Raw genomic sequence first — 16,299 nt, forward strand, 5'->3', positions numbered from 1 at the left:
ATCTCCAGTCGTCGCACCATACGGTGTATGGTGAATAGTGTGAAAGTACCATACGGCGTATGGTGGTGTCTATGGCGAAGCTTGAAGATAGAACACCGGTCACCCGTGAGCGAGCGGTCAGGGTCGCCATGGCCCTTGCTGATGCCGTCGGGATAGAGTCGCTCAGCATGCGCAAGCTGGCCGCCGAACTCGACATAACGGCCATGTCGCTCTACTACCATTTAAAGGACAAGGAAGATCTTCTCGACGGGATGCTCGACATCGTGCACTCCGAATTCGCCACGCCGAGTGCCGGGGACGAGTGGCGAGCGGCCATGTGGAAGCGGGCGGGGTCGACGCGCAGTGTCCTGGCACTGCATCCCTGGGCCATCAGCATGAAGGCCCGCACATCGCCTGGACCGGCGACCCTTCGTCACCTCGATTCCGTCATCGGCTGCTTAACGGCTGCGGGCTTCTCGATGGCCATGACGGGCCACGCCATGTCGATCCTGGACAGTTACGTACTGGGCTTCGCCCAGCAGGAGGCCTCACTACCGCTCGACCCGTCCGGCGACATCGGCGACGCGACCGAAGCCATTATGGCGCAGCATGAAGCCATGGCCGACTCCTTCCAGAACCTCGCCGCGATGGCAGTATCGCTGATCCTGCAGCCCGGATACGCCTTCGGCAACGAATTTGGCTTCGGTCTCGAACTGATTCTCGACGGCCTCGACGTAGCCCTTCTGAGTGACTCCGTTCCTCCTAATCAGTAACGTTCGGCGGCGCTGCCCGAATCCGGCGCATCACCGCCAGCGGCCTTCGTCGATGGGCACCCGGTGTGGTGCCCACCGCCACCTATAGAACCCCACTAATGCCACGGCCAGGCGTGCACTAATCGGGGGGCAGGCGGCGCGGCCTTGACTCCGGAGAGTAGACACGGGGTGAGCGGCGAATTGGATCTCTACGGGGCTGTCCGGTTTCATTTCGTAGGATCCGCAGCAATCGGTGACCGAGCACGGTGAAACCCGCTTCTACGAGCGCGTCGGCCTACCGCACGTCCGTCGCGAAGACACCGGCAGCTTCACCGTTCTCGAGCCAAGCGGTACTGAGACGCGAAGGCTGCACCCGAGTCAGATGGTGCTCACAGCTTCTACGATTGGAACCGACCTCCTTTTTCCTGCATGGTGGCGCATTGTCGACAACCTCTTTCCTGCGCCACAAGTGGTTACTGCTTACCATCACGGTTCGCGGGGCGTGCTCGAAGGTTCGGTATCGTCAGCGATCGCAGTCGTCGAGCATCTCCACGGGCTGGTGGGGAAAACGCAGACCCGCTTCCCCGAGGGCTTCCTTGCGGCAAAAGACAAGGAACTGAAAAAGTTCTGTCCCGGACCAGAGAACGCCGAGTTCAGGGCGTTTTTACACGAGTCGCTCCGCAACGACAGACCAACGCTTACGACTCGCCCTAACGAGGTGGTGGGCCAGGTCACAGTGGATCGGCTGAAGCTCATTGGAATCGACGAGCTGCGATGGATCGAGGGCGTGAAGGACATGCGAGACAAGCTCGCCCACACAGCATCGCACGTCGACCGACGACACCGGGACGCTAGTGACAAACTCGATCGGGTAAACGCGGAGACGCGCGCCATTATTGTGATGCTCATCCTTGAACAGTTAACCGTTTCGGCCGAGGCGCTGGATGACGCTGCTCGCGTGATCGCCTCCGAGATCCGCCACTTCAAGCCGTTGTACTGGCGCCTAGTCTCGCGCAGCGCTGGAGTCGTTCTATGAGGAGAGAACCGAACCGGAGCGCGAGCCTGCCCGCAGTGCGTTCGTCCATTGCCTACGTAGGACCCGGTTGTTTGAGGCTGGACGTCCCGCGCAATGACTGCAACACTCGATACATGTTCCTTCGATAAGCGTGCAAATCCATGTCGACGAATCGACCTAGCCACTTGTCTGAATCGAGGAACACTGTCATGACCTTGCATATCCGCGATGCTTCAACTGAGGACATCGATTTTCTCGCTGCGATGCTGTTAGAAGCAGTGAACTGGCGCCAGGACCGGCAGACTGCGACTCTGCAATCGATCATGAATACCCCCGACCTGTGGCACTACCTCTCCGATTGGAAACGGAGCTCAGATTTCGGTTTCCTTGCACACGAGGCGGACAAGCCGGTCGGTGCCGCGTGGGTGAGGTTCATGACCGCCGAAGATCCTGGGTATGGATTCGTTGACGAGGACATCCCCGAGCTGGGCATGGGCGTAGTGAGCACTCATCGAGGCCAGGGCGTGGGCCGCGTTCTTCTTGAGCGGACCGTACGGGCCTCAGCGGATCGTGGCCTCCGGGGACTGAGCTTGAGTGTCGAGGATGAAAACGAGCGAGCCCGCGCTCTATATGTGAGCAACGGATTCGCGGTCGCGGGACGATCCGGCAATTCGGACACGATGGTCTTAAGGTTTTGACCCGCTGAAGGTTGGGCTAGCGGGCGAAGGAGGGGGCCCTTTCAGTTGCCTGAACTGCCCGGATCGGGCAATCGTTGCTGGCTGGCAGCTTGACGTTGACCGAACATCCAGCCGGCACCGAATGCGAGCACTGCCAGCCCGACAATGAACAGCGCGATCCCGATCTGACTCCGTGGCGAAAGTTGTAGGCCTATTGGAGAGAACGTCGTGTTGCTGAGCGGCGCGTAGGCGAACCAGCCGAAGCTCGCTTGGTCACTCGGCACGACAAGGAACACGAGTCCGATGACGGCAGCCACGGCGCCGAGGACGACCATGGAAACGCTCACCCGACGCCAGCGGTTTGAGCTGAAAACTCCGCCTTGCCCAGCCTGTATCTCGCCCATGTGGCCATGCTAGATGACACACCGGTTCCACGATGTGACAGAGCGCACAGAGGGTTAGCAATTACCGGGTTTGCTCTCGCGGTGGCGATCACGGATTGACACCGCTTGACCGGCAGGTTGCATCAGGCCGAGGCAGTCCTCGTCCCGCGCACGGTTGCCTGCCTCAACAAGTCCACCCAGCCCGGCCAGGAAACGGACCTGGCAGCCGTCATGAGCGGCGCAACTCACGTCGATGAGATGAAATCGACTTTGAATAGGCGAGTGATTCTGGCAACCAGAGCAGCACACAACCGAGCACAGTGAGGAGCGACGATAGCACTCCCAACACGGGCGACAACCCGATCGTAAGTACCTGAGTCACTGCGAACACGGTCAGATAGATCACTGGCCAGCGACGCCCCCTAGTCGCAAGAAGCCCGGCTACAACGGGCAGCACAACAAACCACACACTAGCCACGGCGAAGCTCACGGCCACCAAGATTATGGTTACGGCCTGCGCTGTAGCCCACGGCGCATTGACGAGTCCCCCTGTCGCGACGATGAAGGCTAGACCAGCGCCTGCCGTGATCGAAAGAAAGGCGTAAGTCACCGCCGCTGGCCTAGCCAGTTGCCCGGAAGCTGGCGACCCTGCCTTCAAGACCCGGTTGGATTGCTGCATTCGCTTCTTATGCATCGACGTTTGACCTCAATTTTCTTTCCCCATGGGCGCCGCTAGGACCTGGGCTAAGCACCGCTCATCCTCCACACTCTCCCGAATTTGTCCGGATGCACCGACGCTTCTCAGCCTTTGTGAATCAGGTCTACGAGTTCCTGGGCGTTGTCGTCTGGAGAGACGCTGATCTGCACCTGATCACCCTCCATGGCCCCCATCACCACGACGGCAGCCTGTATCTCCCCGCCGATCTTGATAATCAGGCGCGCCGAATCCCCGGCTTGGACGGCCTTCACCGTGAGGGCATAAAAGACGACCGCCCCGTCTTCGGTGAACGTCACGACAACCGCGTTCTGCCCCTCACCTTCGGCGATGGTGGCTTCCTTCACTCCAGCTCGCTCAAGTGCGGATGGGAGAACAACATTTTCGCCATTGACCTGAACGCATTGCGGGGCCACCCCATCAGCGCAAGTCTGCGATACCGCCAACTCGATCGCTCCCCCGGCAACCGACGCTGAATCACCGGTGCCAACTCCAGCCGAACACCCACTGAGGGCCAACACGACAAGTACGACCAGAGAGAGCCTAGGTGTTCGAGAAGCCATGAATATCCTTCCTTCGACGCGGGGGCTGAGGACCGGCAAAGCTTCCCTTTCGGCAACGCTGGACCTACTGGTCCTTGATGCGGAGGTTCTCGCCTGCCTTGCTCCAGCCCTTTCGATTGGGCATGCCATCCTGAACAACCATGACTTCAAAGCTTGGCGACTTCATGGTCGTCATGTTCGAGCCGCACGCTCCTTGCCAGTCAGTGGCCGTCCTGTAGGCGAGCAGGCACACCGGGTAGTCGCGCCCTCGTGCCAAGTACAGCCGGGTGCCGTCAACGGCATTTACAAACCTCAGGCTGCCGGGGTCGAAATCGTCTAATGCGTAGTCAGGAAGGCCGCTTGGGATGGCATCCTCAGCACTGGGCGTTCTACTCAGGTCGGAGAAGCCATTAGCAGGCGAACAGCCCATCAGGGTGAATACCGTGGCCGACACGACGACCAACCACACAAACGTCCACTTGTCGGCCATATATCTCCCCCAATTTAGGCAAACCTATCGGTTTACGAAATCGGACCACAAGGGGTTCGTCCTGCGCGCCCCCAGAGCTGAACAATTCAGCCTCAATCCGTTAGAATCCACGCCACGGAGTACCACTCGACCCGAGGCAAGCCTCGACGAACCGACAGCGGCGATGATTGACTGATCAAGTGGAAAACGATGAACTGAATCCGGTCAAGGTGTTCATGCGTGAGGTCCCCAGCGACTCGCTCCCGGCTGACATGCACCAGGAGATGGCCGTCAGTCTGGTCTGGGAGGATCGTGCTCAGGTCGCGCTCCAGGTGAACCTCGCACCGGACGTCATCGCACTGCTCGTCCATGATGCCGAGGCGACAGTAAGACACATGCTCTACAACCTCCACAGAGACATCCCCTCGGCCCTCCTGGAAGCGGTGCTCGATCAACATCCCGAGGATGCTCCCAAGATCGCCTTCCAGATCAACGCACCACTCACCGCACTGCGATTGAAGCCTTTCAACTTTGCCTCCCCCAACGACATTGACCGGTATCTCACCGGGACCGGAGCCGAAACAGACCGAGCACGCGCATTTCGTTCAACCCCCAAGACGTCCGACAACGGATCCCTCACACTGGACGCCCTGATGCAAACCATCTCCCGCTGAGGGTTCCTCTGGGAATGACCCTGGCTCGTAGAGTACTGAGCATGCGAGCAACAGAAACAGTGCATGCCGAGCCGCGCGACTCCATTGACTCGCCTGCCTATCGCGTGAACTTCTGGCAACGGCCCTCACCCGAGCATGGATGGAATCTGGACGCCTACGTCCTCACAGACGTCGAGGACATCACCGAAGTACTCCAATGGGTGGACGAGCACGCAGCCGGACGCCGTTTCGAGGTATTTGTGGAGATGAACGAGGAACCAGAGCGCTCGTTCCAGAGCCCGCGAATGACTGGGCTCATTCGGATGCTTGGAAGCAACCCCAATGCTGGCGAAACCGTTGAGATCGTCCGCCTCCAAAAGATGTAGCTTCTGGCGATTCAGGTGCTCGGGCGCCCGCAGGACGTTCGGCGTTCGGCGTTCGGCGTTCAGCGTTCCCTGCTGGCGGACTTCAATGAGGCCTCAACGGTCGAGTCTGTCGTGCCAGACTCGCTGGATGGACCAGGCAAGAGGCACGGAACTCGACACCATCCTGATCGGCGGTCGTGAGCCACGAGCGATCGTCATCGTCGATTACAACGACACATGGCCCGCGAAAGCCGCTTCCATGGCCCACAAGATCCAGGGCTCCTTGGGCCCGGCTGCGCTGTCGGTCGAACACATTGGCTCGACCTCAGTCTCTGGACTGGCTGCGAAACCGGTGATCGACATGCTTCTTGTCGTGGCCGACATTGACGACGAGGAGTCCTACCTTGTGCCCCTGGAATCCATCGGGTTGCGGCTCCGTGTTTGAGAAGACGGCCACCGGATGCTCCGCACGGCGGAGTTGGACTTCCACGTGCATGTTCTTCCGCCAGAGACCGCCGAGCGGACCGACTATCTCGACCTCCGCGACTGGCTCCGGGTCAGCGCGGCAGACCGTGCACTCTACGAATCCACAAAGCGGACGCTCGCGGCCAACACATGGAGCGACATGGACCACTACGCCGACGCCAAGAGTGCAGTCATCCAGCAGATATTGACCCATGCACGCAACTGGCGAGCAGGCCAGCCCACCAGCTGAACCGTCCCAAAGCAACCAAGTCCCGGCGAGGGTTCCGTCTGGCGAGCTGCTCCGGACTGGCCAGGCAATCGACGGCGTATTGCCCCGAACGACCACGCGGTCGTAGGCTCGCGCTAAGTAGGGCACTCAGGTGTCCGCGAATCGAGGGGTGGTCGAGATGGAATTCAGTGCTCTTTTTTGGTGGAACTTCTGGGTGGTAGTCCAGGTTCTCATTGTGGTTGGGGTCGTCGTGGCTCTGGGGCTTTTCATCCGCTGGGGGCGGCGCAAGAGCGCCATTCTTGAGGCGAGCCAACCCACGGAAGGTCACCGGCCCGCTGCCGGTAAGTAGCGAGTGGAAGTCCCCCGCAGGGGGTTCCTCATCGCCACTCCCCCGAGACTTCGGAACCTCGACGGGTTGGCGCCGAATCGGCCTCCAGGTGCTTTGAGGTGCCGCGATTCTGAACCTGCGATTCACTCTGTCTCTCTCGCCAGCAGTGGTGCAACACGCGTGGCGTATGCAAACGTGGTCACATCAGGCTGATGGCACCGCCATGAGTGCCCCGATTGTGCGTAGAAGGCCCCCGATGTCTGAAACTGCGCCGAAGCATCCCGCTCGGCTCCACCTATTCTGGGCTCTTCCGATTCCGGTGGTTTTCAGCTCGGTCCTTCTGATCAGCGCGCTTTGGGACTTCTGCGGAATCAGCGGATGCACGGGTGGCGGATTTGGAATCAGCCGGGATATCGACGGCACGATCGGCAACCTTCTGCCAATCCCATTTCTGATCGGACTGCCCATCTTCCTCGTTCCCTGGTCGCCCAACCGCTGGGTCAGGGCCGTTGTGGCACTCGTGATCGGAGTCGCTTTCGCGGGACTCGGATTCGGACTTCTCATGTCGATGGCCTCGTGAAGCGTTCCGCGTGTGGACAGCTTGATCGGGTCTTGGCAGTCCAAGGCAGTCTCGGCTAGATTATCGATAATCGTTAAGTAGCCAGGAGGGTCACTATGCAGACATCGACTTCAAATCGACAGGCACGAACCCTGGTAGCCGTGCAGGTCGCGGTAGGTATCTACGCGATGGGCGCCTTCGTTTTCGCCACTTTCATGCTTTTTGTTGTGCTCAGCTCGGGACTGGCCGGTGGCGGTTCAGCCATCACCCTGCCGGTCGGCGCCAGCCCGGCAACTTCAGTCTCGGGTCTCGCCGTCAGTGCGCAGTCGCCCGACGGGTATTTCACCGAGGTCGAGTTCACCGCCCAGGATCTCAGCCTCGGCACGTCGCTGCTCTACTACGCTCCGAGGGCGCTCACCCCTCTTGCGCACGGAGTCGTTGCCCTGGCCATCATGGTGCTCGCCCGAAATGTTCGCAGCGGACAGCCCTTTGCCGGGCCCGTCATTTCAGGAATGACGATTTCCGCCCTGACTATCGCCATCATTGGGAGCGCGAATCAACTGCTCGTTAGTTTCGGCACGAGCCAGGCCCGATGGGAGCTGCTGTCTGACACGCCCTTTCTGGCCGGCTGGTTAGGTGCGCCTGCGTTCGATTGGACGCCCGTCTTTGTCGGTTTGACCCTGGGCATCATCGCCAGCGTCTTCCGCGCCGGCGCCAGCCTGCAGCGCGAGACAGAAGGATTGGTCTAGCCGGGATGGCGGACGAGTTATCCAGTGGCATCCATTGCCGGCTTGACGAACTGTTGGAAGAGCGCCAGATGACGCTCACCCGGCTGAGTGAACTGGTCGGGCTAAGTATCGTGAACCTGTCGGTCCTGAAAAATGATCGTGCACGCGCAATTCGCTTCTCCACGCTTCAAGCGATCTGCGTCGCGCTCGACTGCGAGGTCGGCCAACTGCTCGTGAAAGTTCCCGACCAGGCTGACAGCTAGGAAAAATGGCCCGGAGAGGGTTCCGCTTACAGCCCTTAGGTTGAAGGAATGGATGAAGAGGTTCTAGCCGGGGGAAACTCGAGCATGGTCGTGCGGGTAGGCGACACCGTTCGCCGCCCCGCCGGACCTTGGACTCCCGCGGTTCATCAACTTCTGACGACACTCCGCGCGGCGGGCGTGACGGAAGTACCTGAGCCCTTTGGCCTGGACGAGCAGGGGCGCGAAGTGCTCTCTTACCTTCCGGGGGCCGTTGGCAACTACCCATTGCCAAGCTGGATCTGGTCGCCGATGATCCTGCACGAGGCTGGGTCCTTGCTTCGACGGGTGCATGACGCCAGCGCGCCCCTCGCGCACGCGGCCGCCACATGGCAGTTACCTGCGCACGAGCCAATCGAGGTGGTGTGCCTGAACGACGTCGCACCGTACAACATGGTTTTCCAGGAGGGGCACATCACGGGTCTTATCGACGTTGACATGGCCTCCCCCGGGCCTCGGATTTGGGATCTCGCCTACCTCGCATATCGGCTCGTCCCGCTCGGCGAGTACGCAGACGATGACGCTCCAGGCTCGGATTCTCGCCCCGGCCGGCTTGATGCGCTCATTCGCTCCTACGGCCATGAGTTCGACCAGGCTGCCGTGCTCCGGACCGCAGCGGATCGCCTGGAGGATCTTGCCGTTCTCACGGATCAACGTGCCGCCGACACGGGTCGCCGTGATTTCGTGGAGCATGCCGCACTATACCGACGCGATCGCGTCCGACTTCTCGACATGATTGCAAGCCAGTAGGCCTCGTGAACGCAGATATCCAGGTAATCCAAGTCAATGATCCGCGCCTGCAACACCTAACCCAGGCGGGGTACGTCGTTGTCGGCGAATCTTGGGGCGCCCGCCTGCGCCTGCGCGATCCGCCCGACCTGACGGTGCTAAATGCGGCGGTCGTGGCGGCAACGGACCAAGGATTCCTGATCGAGGAACTCGACGCCAGCTGGGCGCCCCAGGTCACAGCGCTCGAAGCTTTGAATCACGCCGATTACCCCTACACGCCAGCGACGGCGGTGCCGGAGCGCGACGAGTCCGCTGTGCTCGAACTGTGGAGATCCGGGTGCCGCCTATTTGGCGCCATCAATGACGGGCAACTCGTGGCCGTCAGCGCTCTTTGCCTGACTACCGCGCGCGCAGAAACCGAATTCACGTCCGTCCACCGCTCTTACCGCCGCAGAGGGCTCGCCGTTGCCGTCAAGGCTGCATCGATCACGGCGTTGGCCAACGACGGAGTAAGGATCTTCGGCACGGGTGGAGCTCAAATCAACGCCGGCAGCATCCGCATGAATGAACATCTCGGCTATGCCATCGAAGAACGCTGGCTCAGCCTCACTATGCCGCACTAGAACAAGAACGCACGCCCGGATGAGGTTGGGCTTGAGCATTGCTCCCCATCGGGGGAATCTGGGCCGGGTCTCCACCCGGATCTCTGCGCCGCTCGTTTAGACTTCCGTCCATGCCCGATATCCGAATCGCTCAGGCTGGTCCCGAGTTCGCTGGGGACATAGCTCGCATCCATGTAGCAGCGCGAGATGCCTACTACTTGGAGAGTCCCCGGCTGCTGGGGGTTCCCGGTCAGGAGTGGGATTACGAACCTGTGTGGCGGGACCGTCTCAGGTCGCACGAACACACCGTCATGACGGCCTCCGTCGCCGGCCAGATCCTTGGCTTCGCCGCGATGAAAGCAACGTCACTTCCGGATGGTGCGCGAGCCGACGCTTTCGAGTTGGTAGGTCTGTATGTGGACCCGCACGCCTGGGGTCGGGGAATCGGCAGCCGACTCTATGAAGCCTTTGAGGCGAAATGGCTGGCCGCCGATTCCGCCACTGCAGTCCTCGAGGTGTGGAACGAGAACGACCGTGCGATCCGTTTTTACACTTCTCGGGGCTGGCAGCCAGACGGTCACGCACGGCCCGCACGCGAAGGAACGACGTTCATTCGGATGCTCCTGTCTCAACTCGAGCCCCTGGAACCGTCAAACGACCGCTGAGGAACACCAAGGTCTTTCGCCGCCCGCACAAGGTTCCCAAACGCCACTCCCCCGAGACTTCAGAACTTCGACGAGGGGGCATCGAATCTGCGTCCGTCCACGTCCGGCTTCCGGGACTGCGGATGAGCCCACGCGTGACGGCAGAATGTCTTCAACAGCGTCGGTGCCGGAGGCACTTGGGAGACGCAAAGACGATCTTCTACTTGTGGCTATTGGATACACGTTGATCACCCTCGTAGAGTGAAAAATGCGCGCCGTGAAGTAGCTGCGCGATCGTGCATGCTCTCGACGCCGAGACGCACACGACTTGGAGATCGGGGCACCGCATGACTCAGCCACGAGCCCATTCCGGGGTAGGGCAAGTACTGGGGGCAATCCTGTCCTTCCTTGCCAAGGGCATCGGTGCCGGGCTGTCCTCGATCGCTACCCTGACTTTCGGAGGCCGAGCTGCCCCCGGCGACCTGCCAACATCGCCGCCGCCGCCGAAAGAGTATCGACCGTAGACGACCAGCACCGCCTCAGCGGATTCGGCTACTGACCCAGTCGGAGGAACTTCCGCAGCTGGCTGGCGGCCCGGACTCTCGCTCATTGAACGTGGCTCCGGTCGGCGCGAGCCAAGAACTGGCCGTGGATGTCATCATCTTTGGTGCCGCGACACAGTACCGTCAGTACAGACAACAGGACTGGAGCGTGGGCAATGGTTCGTTTAGGGGTTCGGGCGGGCGCACTGATCTGCACGGCGGCTCTGGTCCTCACCGGGTGCGCACCCGATGATTCGATCTCGCAGATCCGAAGCTTCTTGGCCGCCGAGAGCGGCCCGGACGACGTGCTCCCGCCCGCGGCCGAGGACGCGACGAGCGATCCAGAATCCAGCCGTTTCGTCGGCGAGCTCGCTGGTGTCAGCTACTTCCTCGCGAAGCACGTCGATCCAACCTCCGGGGCACCCGGCTACTGCCTCGTGATCTCCAACCCGACGGAGGGTGCAGCATCCAGCTGCGCATCAGATGTCAACGCAACACGTTTGTGGGTTAGCAGCTCCGCGACGGGCAGTGCCAGAGTCGTGGTCGCCGACGACATCATCCCGGACGGGTGGACGAAGCTCGGCGACTTCCTGATCGTCAACCCCGAAGAGTGACTCCCTCGGCTCGACACCGGGATCAACCTGCGGCACCGGCGCGCTGAAGGTTCCCGCGCAGGGCTCAGCGGTCGTCCCCACTGCGAGAATCAGAACATGACCTCAACCGACGCTCGTGAAGCCATCGCGGTCATTCATCTGCGCGGCGGCACCTCATGACCACCTGGTGGGAAGTCGCACTCGGCGTGTTCGGCGGGTTGCTGGTGCTGTGGCTGGCCCTCGTTCTGGTCCTTTGGATCGAACAGCGAAGGCATGCCAGCGGTGCTTCGCTTCGTGACCTCCTTCGTCTCGCGCCCGACGTCGCACGGCTACTCAAACGCCTCACGGCCGACCCAACCCTGTCGATTGGCGTTCGAATCTGGCTTACCGTTCTGTTGGTCTACCTGCTGTCGCCGATAGACGTCATTCCGGATTTCGTCCCTGTTCTCGGCTACGCGGACGACGCCATCGTTGTCGCGATCGCTCTTCGATTCGCGACTCGTCGGGCAGGCAGCGATGCGGTCCAACGGCACTGGCCAGGAACGCCCGACGGGCTAACGGCCGTTCTCCGTCTGGCCGGTTTGAAATCCTCCACGTAACGCGCGTATTCGCTCGAGGGTCCGCACCCGTCGGGCAAGCACGGGTGCACTCCCATGATCGGTACTGCTCAACGGCTCCGGTGCGTCTGTCACGGAATCGATCCTCTGTGGGCGACCGTTGGGCGTTCCCCAACCTCACTCCCCCGAGACTATGGAACTTCGACGGGTTGGCGCCGAATCTACGTCCATGGACGTTCCTTTTCGTCCTTTGGGTAGCCTGATGTCATGTGGGACACCATGAGCGCCAGTCGCGAGAAGCGCGAGGAATTGCACGAGGCGTATGTCAGCGGTTTGGAGTCGGCGCGAGACCGTCTCCGGGCACGGTTGAGTTCACCCAGCGATCCGCAACTCGATGGCAGTGTCGAAAGCCTGGATGCCGTGAACGAATGGTTCCTGACGCACATCAAGGAGCGGCAAGACACGGAGACTGTGGAGTTGCCCGCGTGGTGGGACCCGCTTCCTGCACTCGGCACTCCGGGTAGCGGCCCGTTCACGTCAAGTCAGCTTGCGCTCATCGACGAGGTGCAGGCGTATCTCGGGGAAGTACTGACTACCGCGATTCCAGGTGCGCACTGGGTGATCTACAAGGGCCACAAGCGGGATTTCAGGAACGGGCTCACAATGCTCGAGGTGGGAATAGGACGACCGCTTCCCGTGCGTGATGTCGTATACAAGGAAGCCCTCGGCGTTGTTTTGTCCGGGCGCGAGGTGGCAGCTGACACGCTGTCGTCATGGGTGCGGGAACAGTTGGCCGCATTGGCCTGACTGACTCGGCGTCGCGGGCGCCAGCTGCGTGGGCAGCACTCAAGTTGACCAGCGACCGTCGGCCGTCGGCCGAGAACGAATACCCAAGGCTTGATGCCCGCTCAAGGTTCCCGAATGCCACTCCCCCGAAACTTAGAAACCTAGCCGAATCGGCCTGAGAATCTGCTTCCAGGGTGCCCAATTGTCAAGCGGTCGATTGTCCCAGGTGCCACGACTCCGAACCTGGGATGCAGGATATCTCCGTCAGCAGTGGTGCAACATCCGTGGCGTATGCGAACGTGGTCTCATAAGGCTGATGGCGTCGCCATGAATGCCCCGATCGTAAGCAAAAAGGCCCTAGATGTCTGAAACTGCGCCGGAGCAGCGCACCTGGCTCCACCTACTCTGGGTTCTTCCGATTCCAGTGATTGTGAGTTCGGTCCTTCTAATCAGCGCTCTGTGGGACTTCTGCGGAATCAACGGATGCACGGGTGCCGGATTTGGAGTCAGTCGGAATGTCGGCGGCACGATCGGCAACCTCCTGCCAATCCCGTTTCTGATTGGGCTGCCCATCTTTCTTGTTCCCTGGTCGACCACCCGCTGGACGAGGGCCGTCGGGGCGCTCGTAATCGGAGTCGTTTTGCGGGAATCGGATTCGGACTTCTCGTATCGATGGCCTGGTGACGCGTTCCGGGTTGGCATTTGGACTGAAATGGCGGACGCTCTCGCGGACGGGTTCAGCCCGAATGAAACGTTGTAGCTCCGATGCAGGAGACTGCAGGCATGGAACTCACCCAGCGCTACCGAGTCATTCTGATCGCAGCGCTACCGAGCGGTTTCCTCTTAGGAGCAATCGTCTTCCTGGGGTTTTCAGTCTTCGGCAACCCCGACTGGCGGGCATACCTGACGCTGGGCGCAGTCTTGAACGGTGCCACGCAGTTCGGCGTGGTTGGCCTGGTGGTAGCAGCCTTGTCTGTGCTCGGAGGGGCTCTTTCAGTCGCCTTGATTGACCGGAGATTAGTCCGCGCGAGCGCGGCCAGAATAGTCGCGGGCGGCTTGGGCTCAGCAGCCGGAGTGGGCATCGTCGGCATCGCGTTGGGGCTCGCGCAGAGCAGCACCTTCACCGCATTCGTCGGGCTTCTGCTGGCGCTACCAGCGGGCATAATTGCCGCAATCGGCATCGGCTCGACAGATCGGGCGGCACGGAGCTGACCCAGCGGTCCTAATCGCCCCGTAAGGGTTGGTGACTCGGACTTGAGCCCGTGTGTCAGCGTATCTCCGGCACGGCGTACTTGAACCCGACGTGCGATGCCGTAAAGCCAAGCCGTTCATAGAATCGGTGCGCATCCACGCGTGCGGCGTCAGAGGTGAGCTGAACGAGCTGGGCACCGAATGTCGGTGCATTGTCCACAGCCCAACGAATCATTGCTCCACCAACTCCGCGTCTCCTCTGATCAGACCGAACCCGGACGGCTTCGATCTGCAAACGCGAGGACCCGACTCGAGCGAGTCCCGGAATAACGGTGAGCTGCATCGTGGCAATCACTTCACCCTGAATCGAAGTCGCGACGAGCAGTTGCTGCGCCGGATCTGCGTCGATGGCGGCGAACGCACGCTCGTAGGCGGGAAGGTCCTCCGATCGACCAGTGTCGCCTCGGGAGGCGCTGATCGAGTCATCCGCGAGCAGTCCAAGGACTGCCGACAAGTCTTCTTGTCTAGCGCGCCGGAGAATTGCCGAACCAGAGGACAGGGTGAGGGTGACGTCGACCATGCTTCGAGTATTCCAAACGCTGCGCTTCCATGCGGACAGGCTGCGGGACGAACCTGCCGCGTCAAGGGTTGCCAAAAGACAGAGCATCGGCATGCTCGGGCGCTGGGTAGGGTTGTGCCATGACTTTCGCAAACGCGGGAACACTCGGTGTCGTCCCCGGTAAACGTGATGAGCTGGTTGCTCATCTGACTCAGCGCAGCGACACCCTCAAACAGATCGGCTGCCTGGCGTATGAGGTAGGGGTCAGCGACGACGACCTCGACACGGTGTTCGTCGTGGAACTATGGGACAGCGCCGAAGCGCATCAAGCTTCGCTCGCCTTGCCCGAGGTCCAAGCATCTATAGCGACCGCACGGCCGCTTCTGTCGGGCGCTTTTGGCGGGTTTCGCTTCAACGTCGTCGGATCACCACTACGCGACTGAACTGCGGCGCTCCAAGCGCACGCTCTACGATCCACCGTCGGAACTCCTCAGCCGTTCCATCAACCGTTCCCAAACGCCACTCCCCCGATATTTCGGAACCTCGGCGCAGTGGCGCCGAATCTGCGTCTGTGGACGTCCCCTCTACGTGAACTGCGTTATCCATTCCAGTCGCGATCGATGAGAATCAGGGTCCGCCCTGAGCTGTCGGTCCCTGTGATTACCTCGGTAAAATATCGGCCGTGAGAGAAGGACATCACACCGTCGGTGGATACAAAACCAAGTCGCTCGAATCGCTCCATTCGGTACGCGTTGAACATTCCGGCCGGAACAGGCGGAAGCTCAGGTGGTTCAGCAGCCTCAGGCAACCGCACGAGCCCCCACTCAGATCCGGCGAAGAGAAACTTACCCGTTCCGGAATCAAGAACTTCGCTGTTATCAGGAAGGTCGAGTCGCCCTACGCCCTCGAGAAAAGACAACTTCAGGTCGACGCAGCTGTTCGGGTCATAGACCGCGCAAGTTCCCGTAGACGTTTCTTGCATGGGCCAGATGAAAGCTTTGACGGCGAACCAGCCAGCGAAAATCAGCATCACGCACACAGCAACAAGCATGATCACGGTGAACAGGGCCTTGCTTACCCGACCGGTGTGCCCTGGCAAAGCAGTTTGTTCAACGGCGTCGGGCATCAGGTCTCTAATGTTTCCCATCAAGCCACAGCATAGAGGTCGACAAGTCCGACGGATCGGCGAGTGCAGATAGCGCCTTACGGTGTCTCACAGAGTGGCGGCCGGACGACCAACCTTGATCGAGGGGCCCTGTCCATGCTGAAACGGAGCGGCGATACGATCAATTTCATGAGATCGCCTGCCCAGACCTGTTTCGCCGCTGTCCTTGTAGTGATTCTGGGAACCGTTATCACGGGATGTGCGACCCAATCTCAACCCGACAAGAGCACCCAGACCCCCTTGGCCAGCTGCGACAAAATTCTCCCGAAGAAATTGGCGCAGGATATCCTCGGGAGGTCCGGCACGGTCGTGCAACTCCACGACAAGGAGCCTGACGCAGTCGACCCCCTCGTCGACAGAATGGTCACCGATGGCATTGCCTGCGGTGGCATTGTCAGCGAGGCCCAGACTAGCGATGGTGCTGTGATGATTGGTTAACTGGCGATGAACGAGACTCAGTGGGCTGAGGCTCAGTCCAAGTTCGCTGCCGACGGTCATGAAAGGGTCGATGAATTCGTCGAAGGATGGGTATACGTGTCTAAGCCCAGCGACGACCCGACAATGGGCAGTGGATTCGCTTGGCGTGACGGAGTTCTCTACTACGTACAGAATCCCCTCATACTCATGCTGGTGCCACCCTTCGCTTCAGAATTTGCCGACGGCGCCCCGCCCTCATGAACTCCTGAGTAGCGGGATGGACGGCGGTCCCCGTGACTACGCAAGGCGGGACGCGGGAACGGGCGGCGTGACGATGGCAGGTTCCACTGCGACAC

Annotated in this window: 22 protein-coding genes and 1 pseudogene; 17 read left to right on the top strand and 6 right to left on the bottom strand. The window is 60.8% G+C overall.

The window, feature by feature from the left end; genetic code table 11:
* Positions 1–59: 59 nt before the first annotated feature.
* From E3O65_RS11700 to E3O65_RS11710, 3 genes are all read left to right on the top strand, one after another.
* Positions 60–752, top strand: a complete 693-nt coding sequence (locus E3O65_RS11700; protein ID WP_134363884.1) for a TetR/AcrR family transcriptional regulator C-terminal domain-containing protein — start codon at positions 60–62, stop codon at positions 750–752.
* Between the two features lie 232 nt (positions 753–984).
* On the top strand, positions 985–1,767 hold the full coding sequence (locus tag E3O65_RS11705; protein WP_134363885.1) for a HEPN domain-containing protein: 783 nt from the start codon (positions 985–987) through the stop codon (positions 1,765–1,767).
* Positions 1,768–1,955: 188 nt separating this feature from the next.
* Positions 1,956–2,444 (top strand): GNAT family N-acetyltransferase, encoded by a 489-nt coding sequence (locus E3O65_RS11710; protein ID WP_134363886.1) that lies wholly within the window; start codon positions 1,956–1,958, stop codon positions 2,442–2,444.
* Between the two features lie 41 nt (positions 2,445–2,485).
* Here E3O65_RS11710 and E3O65_RS11715 read toward each other — a convergent pair whose 3' ends face one another.
* The 3 genes from E3O65_RS11715 to E3O65_RS11725 all read right to left on the bottom strand — a co-directional run bounded on the left by E3O65_RS11715 (position 2,486) and on the right by E3O65_RS11725 (position 4,553).
* On the bottom strand, positions 2,486–2,827 hold the full coding sequence (locus E3O65_RS11715) for a hypothetical protein (RefSeq protein ID WP_134363887.1): 342 nt from the start codon (positions 2,825–2,827) through the stop codon (positions 2,486–2,488).
* Between the two features lie 780 nt (positions 2,828–3,607).
* Positions 3,608–3,868 (bottom strand): hypothetical protein, encoded by a 261-nt coding sequence (locus E3O65_RS11720; protein WP_134363888.1) that lies wholly within the window; start codon positions 3,866–3,868, stop codon positions 3,608–3,610.
* A gap of 280 nt (positions 3,869–4,148) precedes the next feature.
* The gene (locus tag E3O65_RS11725) at positions 4,149–4,553 is read right to left on the bottom strand and encodes a hypothetical protein (protein ID WP_134363889.1); all 405 of its coding nucleotides are present in this window, start codon (positions 4,551–4,553) and stop codon (positions 4,149–4,151) included.
* Positions 4,554–4,732: 179 nt separating this feature from the next.
* Here E3O65_RS11725 and E3O65_RS11730 point away from each other — a divergent pair, with 179 nt between their 5' ends.
* The 13 genes and pseudogenes from E3O65_RS11730 to E3O65_RS11795 all read left to right on the top strand — a co-directional run bounded on the left by E3O65_RS11730 (position 4,733) and on the right by E3O65_RS11795 (position 13,823).
* Positions 4,733–5,206 (top strand): hypothetical protein, encoded by a 474-nt coding sequence (locus E3O65_RS11730; protein ID WP_134363890.1) that lies wholly within the window; start codon positions 4,733–4,735, stop codon positions 5,204–5,206.
* A gap of 41 nt (positions 5,207–5,247) precedes the next feature.
* Positions 5,248–5,571, top strand: coding sequence for a hypothetical protein (locus tag E3O65_RS11735; RefSeq protein ID WP_134363891.1), 324 nt, complete (start codon positions 5,248–5,250; stop codon positions 5,569–5,571).
* A 127-nt stretch (positions 5,572–5,698) separates the two neighbouring features.
* Positions 5,699–6,265: pseudogene (locus tag E3O65_RS17220) on the top strand (GrpB family protein).
* Positions 6,266–6,828: 563 nt separating this feature from the next.
* Positions 6,829–7,152 carry a hypothetical protein gene (locus E3O65_RS11750; RefSeq protein WP_134363894.1) on the top strand — a complete coding sequence of 108 codons (324 nt, stop codon included), beginning with the start codon at positions 6,829–6,831 and terminating at the stop codon, positions 7,150–7,152.
* A 95-nt stretch (positions 7,153–7,247) separates the two neighbouring features.
* Positions 7,248–7,880 carry a hypothetical protein gene (locus E3O65_RS11755; protein WP_134363895.1) on the top strand — a complete coding sequence of 211 codons (633 nt, stop codon included), beginning with the start codon at positions 7,248–7,250 and terminating at the stop codon, positions 7,878–7,880.
* A 5-nt stretch (positions 7,881–7,885) separates the two neighbouring features.
* Positions 7,886–8,122 carry a helix-turn-helix domain-containing protein gene (locus E3O65_RS11760; protein ID WP_134363896.1) on the top strand — a complete coding sequence of 79 codons (237 nt, stop codon included), beginning with the start codon at positions 7,886–7,888 and terminating at the stop codon, positions 8,120–8,122.
* 48 nt (positions 8,123–8,170) lie between these two features.
* Positions 8,171–8,908, top strand: a complete 738-nt coding sequence (locus E3O65_RS11765) for a phosphotransferase (RefSeq protein ID WP_134363897.1) — start codon at positions 8,171–8,173, stop codon at positions 8,906–8,908.
* Between the two features lie 5 nt (positions 8,909–8,913).
* Positions 8,914–9,510: a GNAT family N-acetyltransferase gene (locus tag E3O65_RS11770; RefSeq protein ID WP_166785735.1), complete on the top strand. Its 597-nt coding sequence runs from the start codon at positions 8,914–8,916 to the stop codon at positions 9,508–9,510.
* A 110-nt stretch (positions 9,511–9,620) separates the two neighbouring features.
* A complete protein-coding gene (locus tag E3O65_RS11775; RefSeq protein ID WP_134363899.1) occupies positions 9,621–10,154 on the top strand; it encodes a GNAT family N-acetyltransferase in 534 nt (177 codons plus the stop codon).
* 697 nt (positions 10,155–10,851) lie between these two features.
* Complete coding sequence (locus tag E3O65_RS11780) at positions 10,852–11,289, top strand: hypothetical protein (RefSeq protein WP_134363900.1); 438 nt, start codon at positions 10,852–10,854, stop codon at positions 11,287–11,289.
* Positions 11,290–11,444: 155 nt separating this feature from the next.
* On the top strand, positions 11,445–11,867 hold the full coding sequence (locus tag E3O65_RS11785; protein ID WP_134363901.1) for a YkvA family protein: 423 nt from the start codon (positions 11,445–11,447) through the stop codon (positions 11,865–11,867).
* 225 nt (positions 11,868–12,092) lie between these two features.
* The gene (locus tag E3O65_RS11790) at positions 12,093–12,632 is read left to right on the top strand and encodes a hypothetical protein (RefSeq protein WP_134363902.1); all 540 of its coding nucleotides are present in this window, start codon (positions 12,093–12,095) and stop codon (positions 12,630–12,632) included.
* 762 nt (positions 12,633–13,394) lie between these two features.
* On the top strand, positions 13,395–13,823 hold the full coding sequence (locus tag E3O65_RS11795; protein ID WP_134363903.1) for a hypothetical protein: 429 nt from the start codon (positions 13,395–13,397) through the stop codon (positions 13,821–13,823).
* Between the two features lie 55 nt (positions 13,824–13,878).
* Here E3O65_RS11795 and E3O65_RS11800 read toward each other — a convergent pair whose 3' ends face one another.
* Entirely contained in the window at positions 13,879–14,382 is a 504-nt protein-coding gene (locus tag E3O65_RS11800) for a GNAT family N-acetyltransferase (RefSeq protein ID WP_134363904.1), read from the bottom strand.
* 119 nt (positions 14,383–14,501) lie between these two features.
* Here E3O65_RS11800 and E3O65_RS11805 point away from each other — a divergent pair, with 119 nt between their 5' ends.
* Positions 14,502–14,804, top strand: coding sequence for a putative quinol monooxygenase (locus E3O65_RS11805; RefSeq protein ID WP_134363843.1), 303 nt, complete (start codon positions 14,502–14,504; stop codon positions 14,802–14,804).
* A gap of 155 nt (positions 14,805–14,959) precedes the next feature.
* Here E3O65_RS11805 and E3O65_RS11810 read toward each other — a convergent pair whose 3' ends face one another.
* The gene (locus E3O65_RS11810; protein ID WP_104102336.1) at positions 14,960–15,487 is read right to left on the bottom strand and encodes a hypothetical protein; all 528 of its coding nucleotides are present in this window, start codon (positions 15,485–15,487) and stop codon (positions 14,960–14,962) included.
* A gap of 87 nt (positions 15,488–15,574) precedes the next feature.
* Positions 15,575–16,024 (bottom strand): hypothetical protein, encoded by a 450-nt coding sequence (locus E3O65_RS11815; RefSeq protein ID WP_134363905.1) that lies wholly within the window; start codon positions 16,022–16,024, stop codon positions 15,575–15,577.
* Between the last annotated feature and the right edge of the window lie 275 nt (positions 16,025–16,299).

Source organism: Cryobacterium breve, from assembly GCF_004402375.1.
Lineage (GTDB): Bacteria > Actinomycetota > Actinomycetes > Actinomycetales > Microbacteriaceae > Cryobacterium > Cryobacterium breve.

Bases quoted from the DNA above. Each gene is read 5' to 3' on its own strand.
- E3O65_RS11805 (WP_134363843.1), top strand. From the start codon at position 14,502: ATGACTTTCGCAAACGCGGGAACACTCGGTGTCGTCCCCGGTAAACGT.
- E3O65_RS11765 (WP_134363897.1), top strand. From the start codon at position 8,171: ATGGATGAAGAGGTTCTAGCCGGGGGAAACTCGAGCATGGTCGTGCGG.
- E3O65_RS11725 (WP_134363889.1), bottom strand. From the start codon at position 4,553: ATGGCCGACAAGTGGACGTTTGTGTGGTTGGTCGTCGTGTCGGCCACG.
- E3O65_RS11775 (WP_134363899.1), top strand. From the start codon at position 9,621: ATGCCCGATATCCGAATCGCTCAGGCTGGTCCCGAGTTCGCTGGGGAC.
- E3O65_RS11715 (WP_134363887.1), bottom strand. From the start codon at position 2,827: ATGGGCGAGATACAGGCTGGGCAAGGCGGAGTTTTCAGCTCAAACCGC.
- E3O65_RS11710 (WP_134363886.1), top strand. From the start codon at position 1,956: ATGACCTTGCATATCCGCGATGCTTCAACTGAGGACATCGATTTTCTC.
- E3O65_RS11815 (WP_134363905.1), bottom strand. From the start codon at position 16,024: ATGACCGTCGGCAGCGAACTTGGACTGAGCCTCAGCCCACTGAGTCTC.
- E3O65_RS11755 (WP_134363895.1), top strand. From the start codon at position 7,248: ATGCAGACATCGACTTCAAATCGACAGGCACGAACCCTGGTAGCCGTG.
- E3O65_RS11810 (WP_104102336.1), bottom strand. From the start codon at position 15,487: ATGCCCGACGCCGTTGAACAAACTGCTTTGCCAGGGCACACCGGTCGG.
- E3O65_RS11800 (WP_134363904.1), bottom strand. From the start codon at position 14,382: ATGGTCGACGTCACCCTCACCCTGTCCTCTGGTTCGGCAATTCTCCGG.
- E3O65_RS11700 (WP_134363884.1), top strand. From the start codon at position 60: ATGGTGGTGTCTATGGCGAAGCTTGAAGATAGAACACCGGTCACCCGT.
- E3O65_RS11750 (WP_134363894.1), top strand. From the start codon at position 6,829: ATGTCTGAAACTGCGCCGAAGCATCCCGCTCGGCTCCACCTATTCTGG.
- E3O65_RS11780 (WP_134363900.1), top strand. From the start codon at position 10,852: ATGGTTCGTTTAGGGGTTCGGGCGGGCGCACTGATCTGCACGGCGGCT.
- E3O65_RS11785 (WP_134363901.1), top strand. From the start codon at position 11,445: ATGACCACCTGGTGGGAAGTCGCACTCGGCGTGTTCGGCGGGTTGCTG.
- E3O65_RS11790 (WP_134363902.1), top strand. From the start codon at position 12,093: ATGTGGGACACCATGAGCGCCAGTCGCGAGAAGCGCGAGGAATTGCAC.
- E3O65_RS11760 (WP_134363896.1), top strand. From the start codon at position 7,886: ATGGCGGACGAGTTATCCAGTGGCATCCATTGCCGGCTTGACGAACTG.
- E3O65_RS11735 (WP_134363891.1), top strand. From the start codon at position 5,248: ATGCGAGCAACAGAAACAGTGCATGCCGAGCCGCGCGACTCCATTGAC.
- E3O65_RS11795 (WP_134363903.1), top strand. From the start codon at position 13,395: ATGGAACTCACCCAGCGCTACCGAGTCATTCTGATCGCAGCGCTACCG.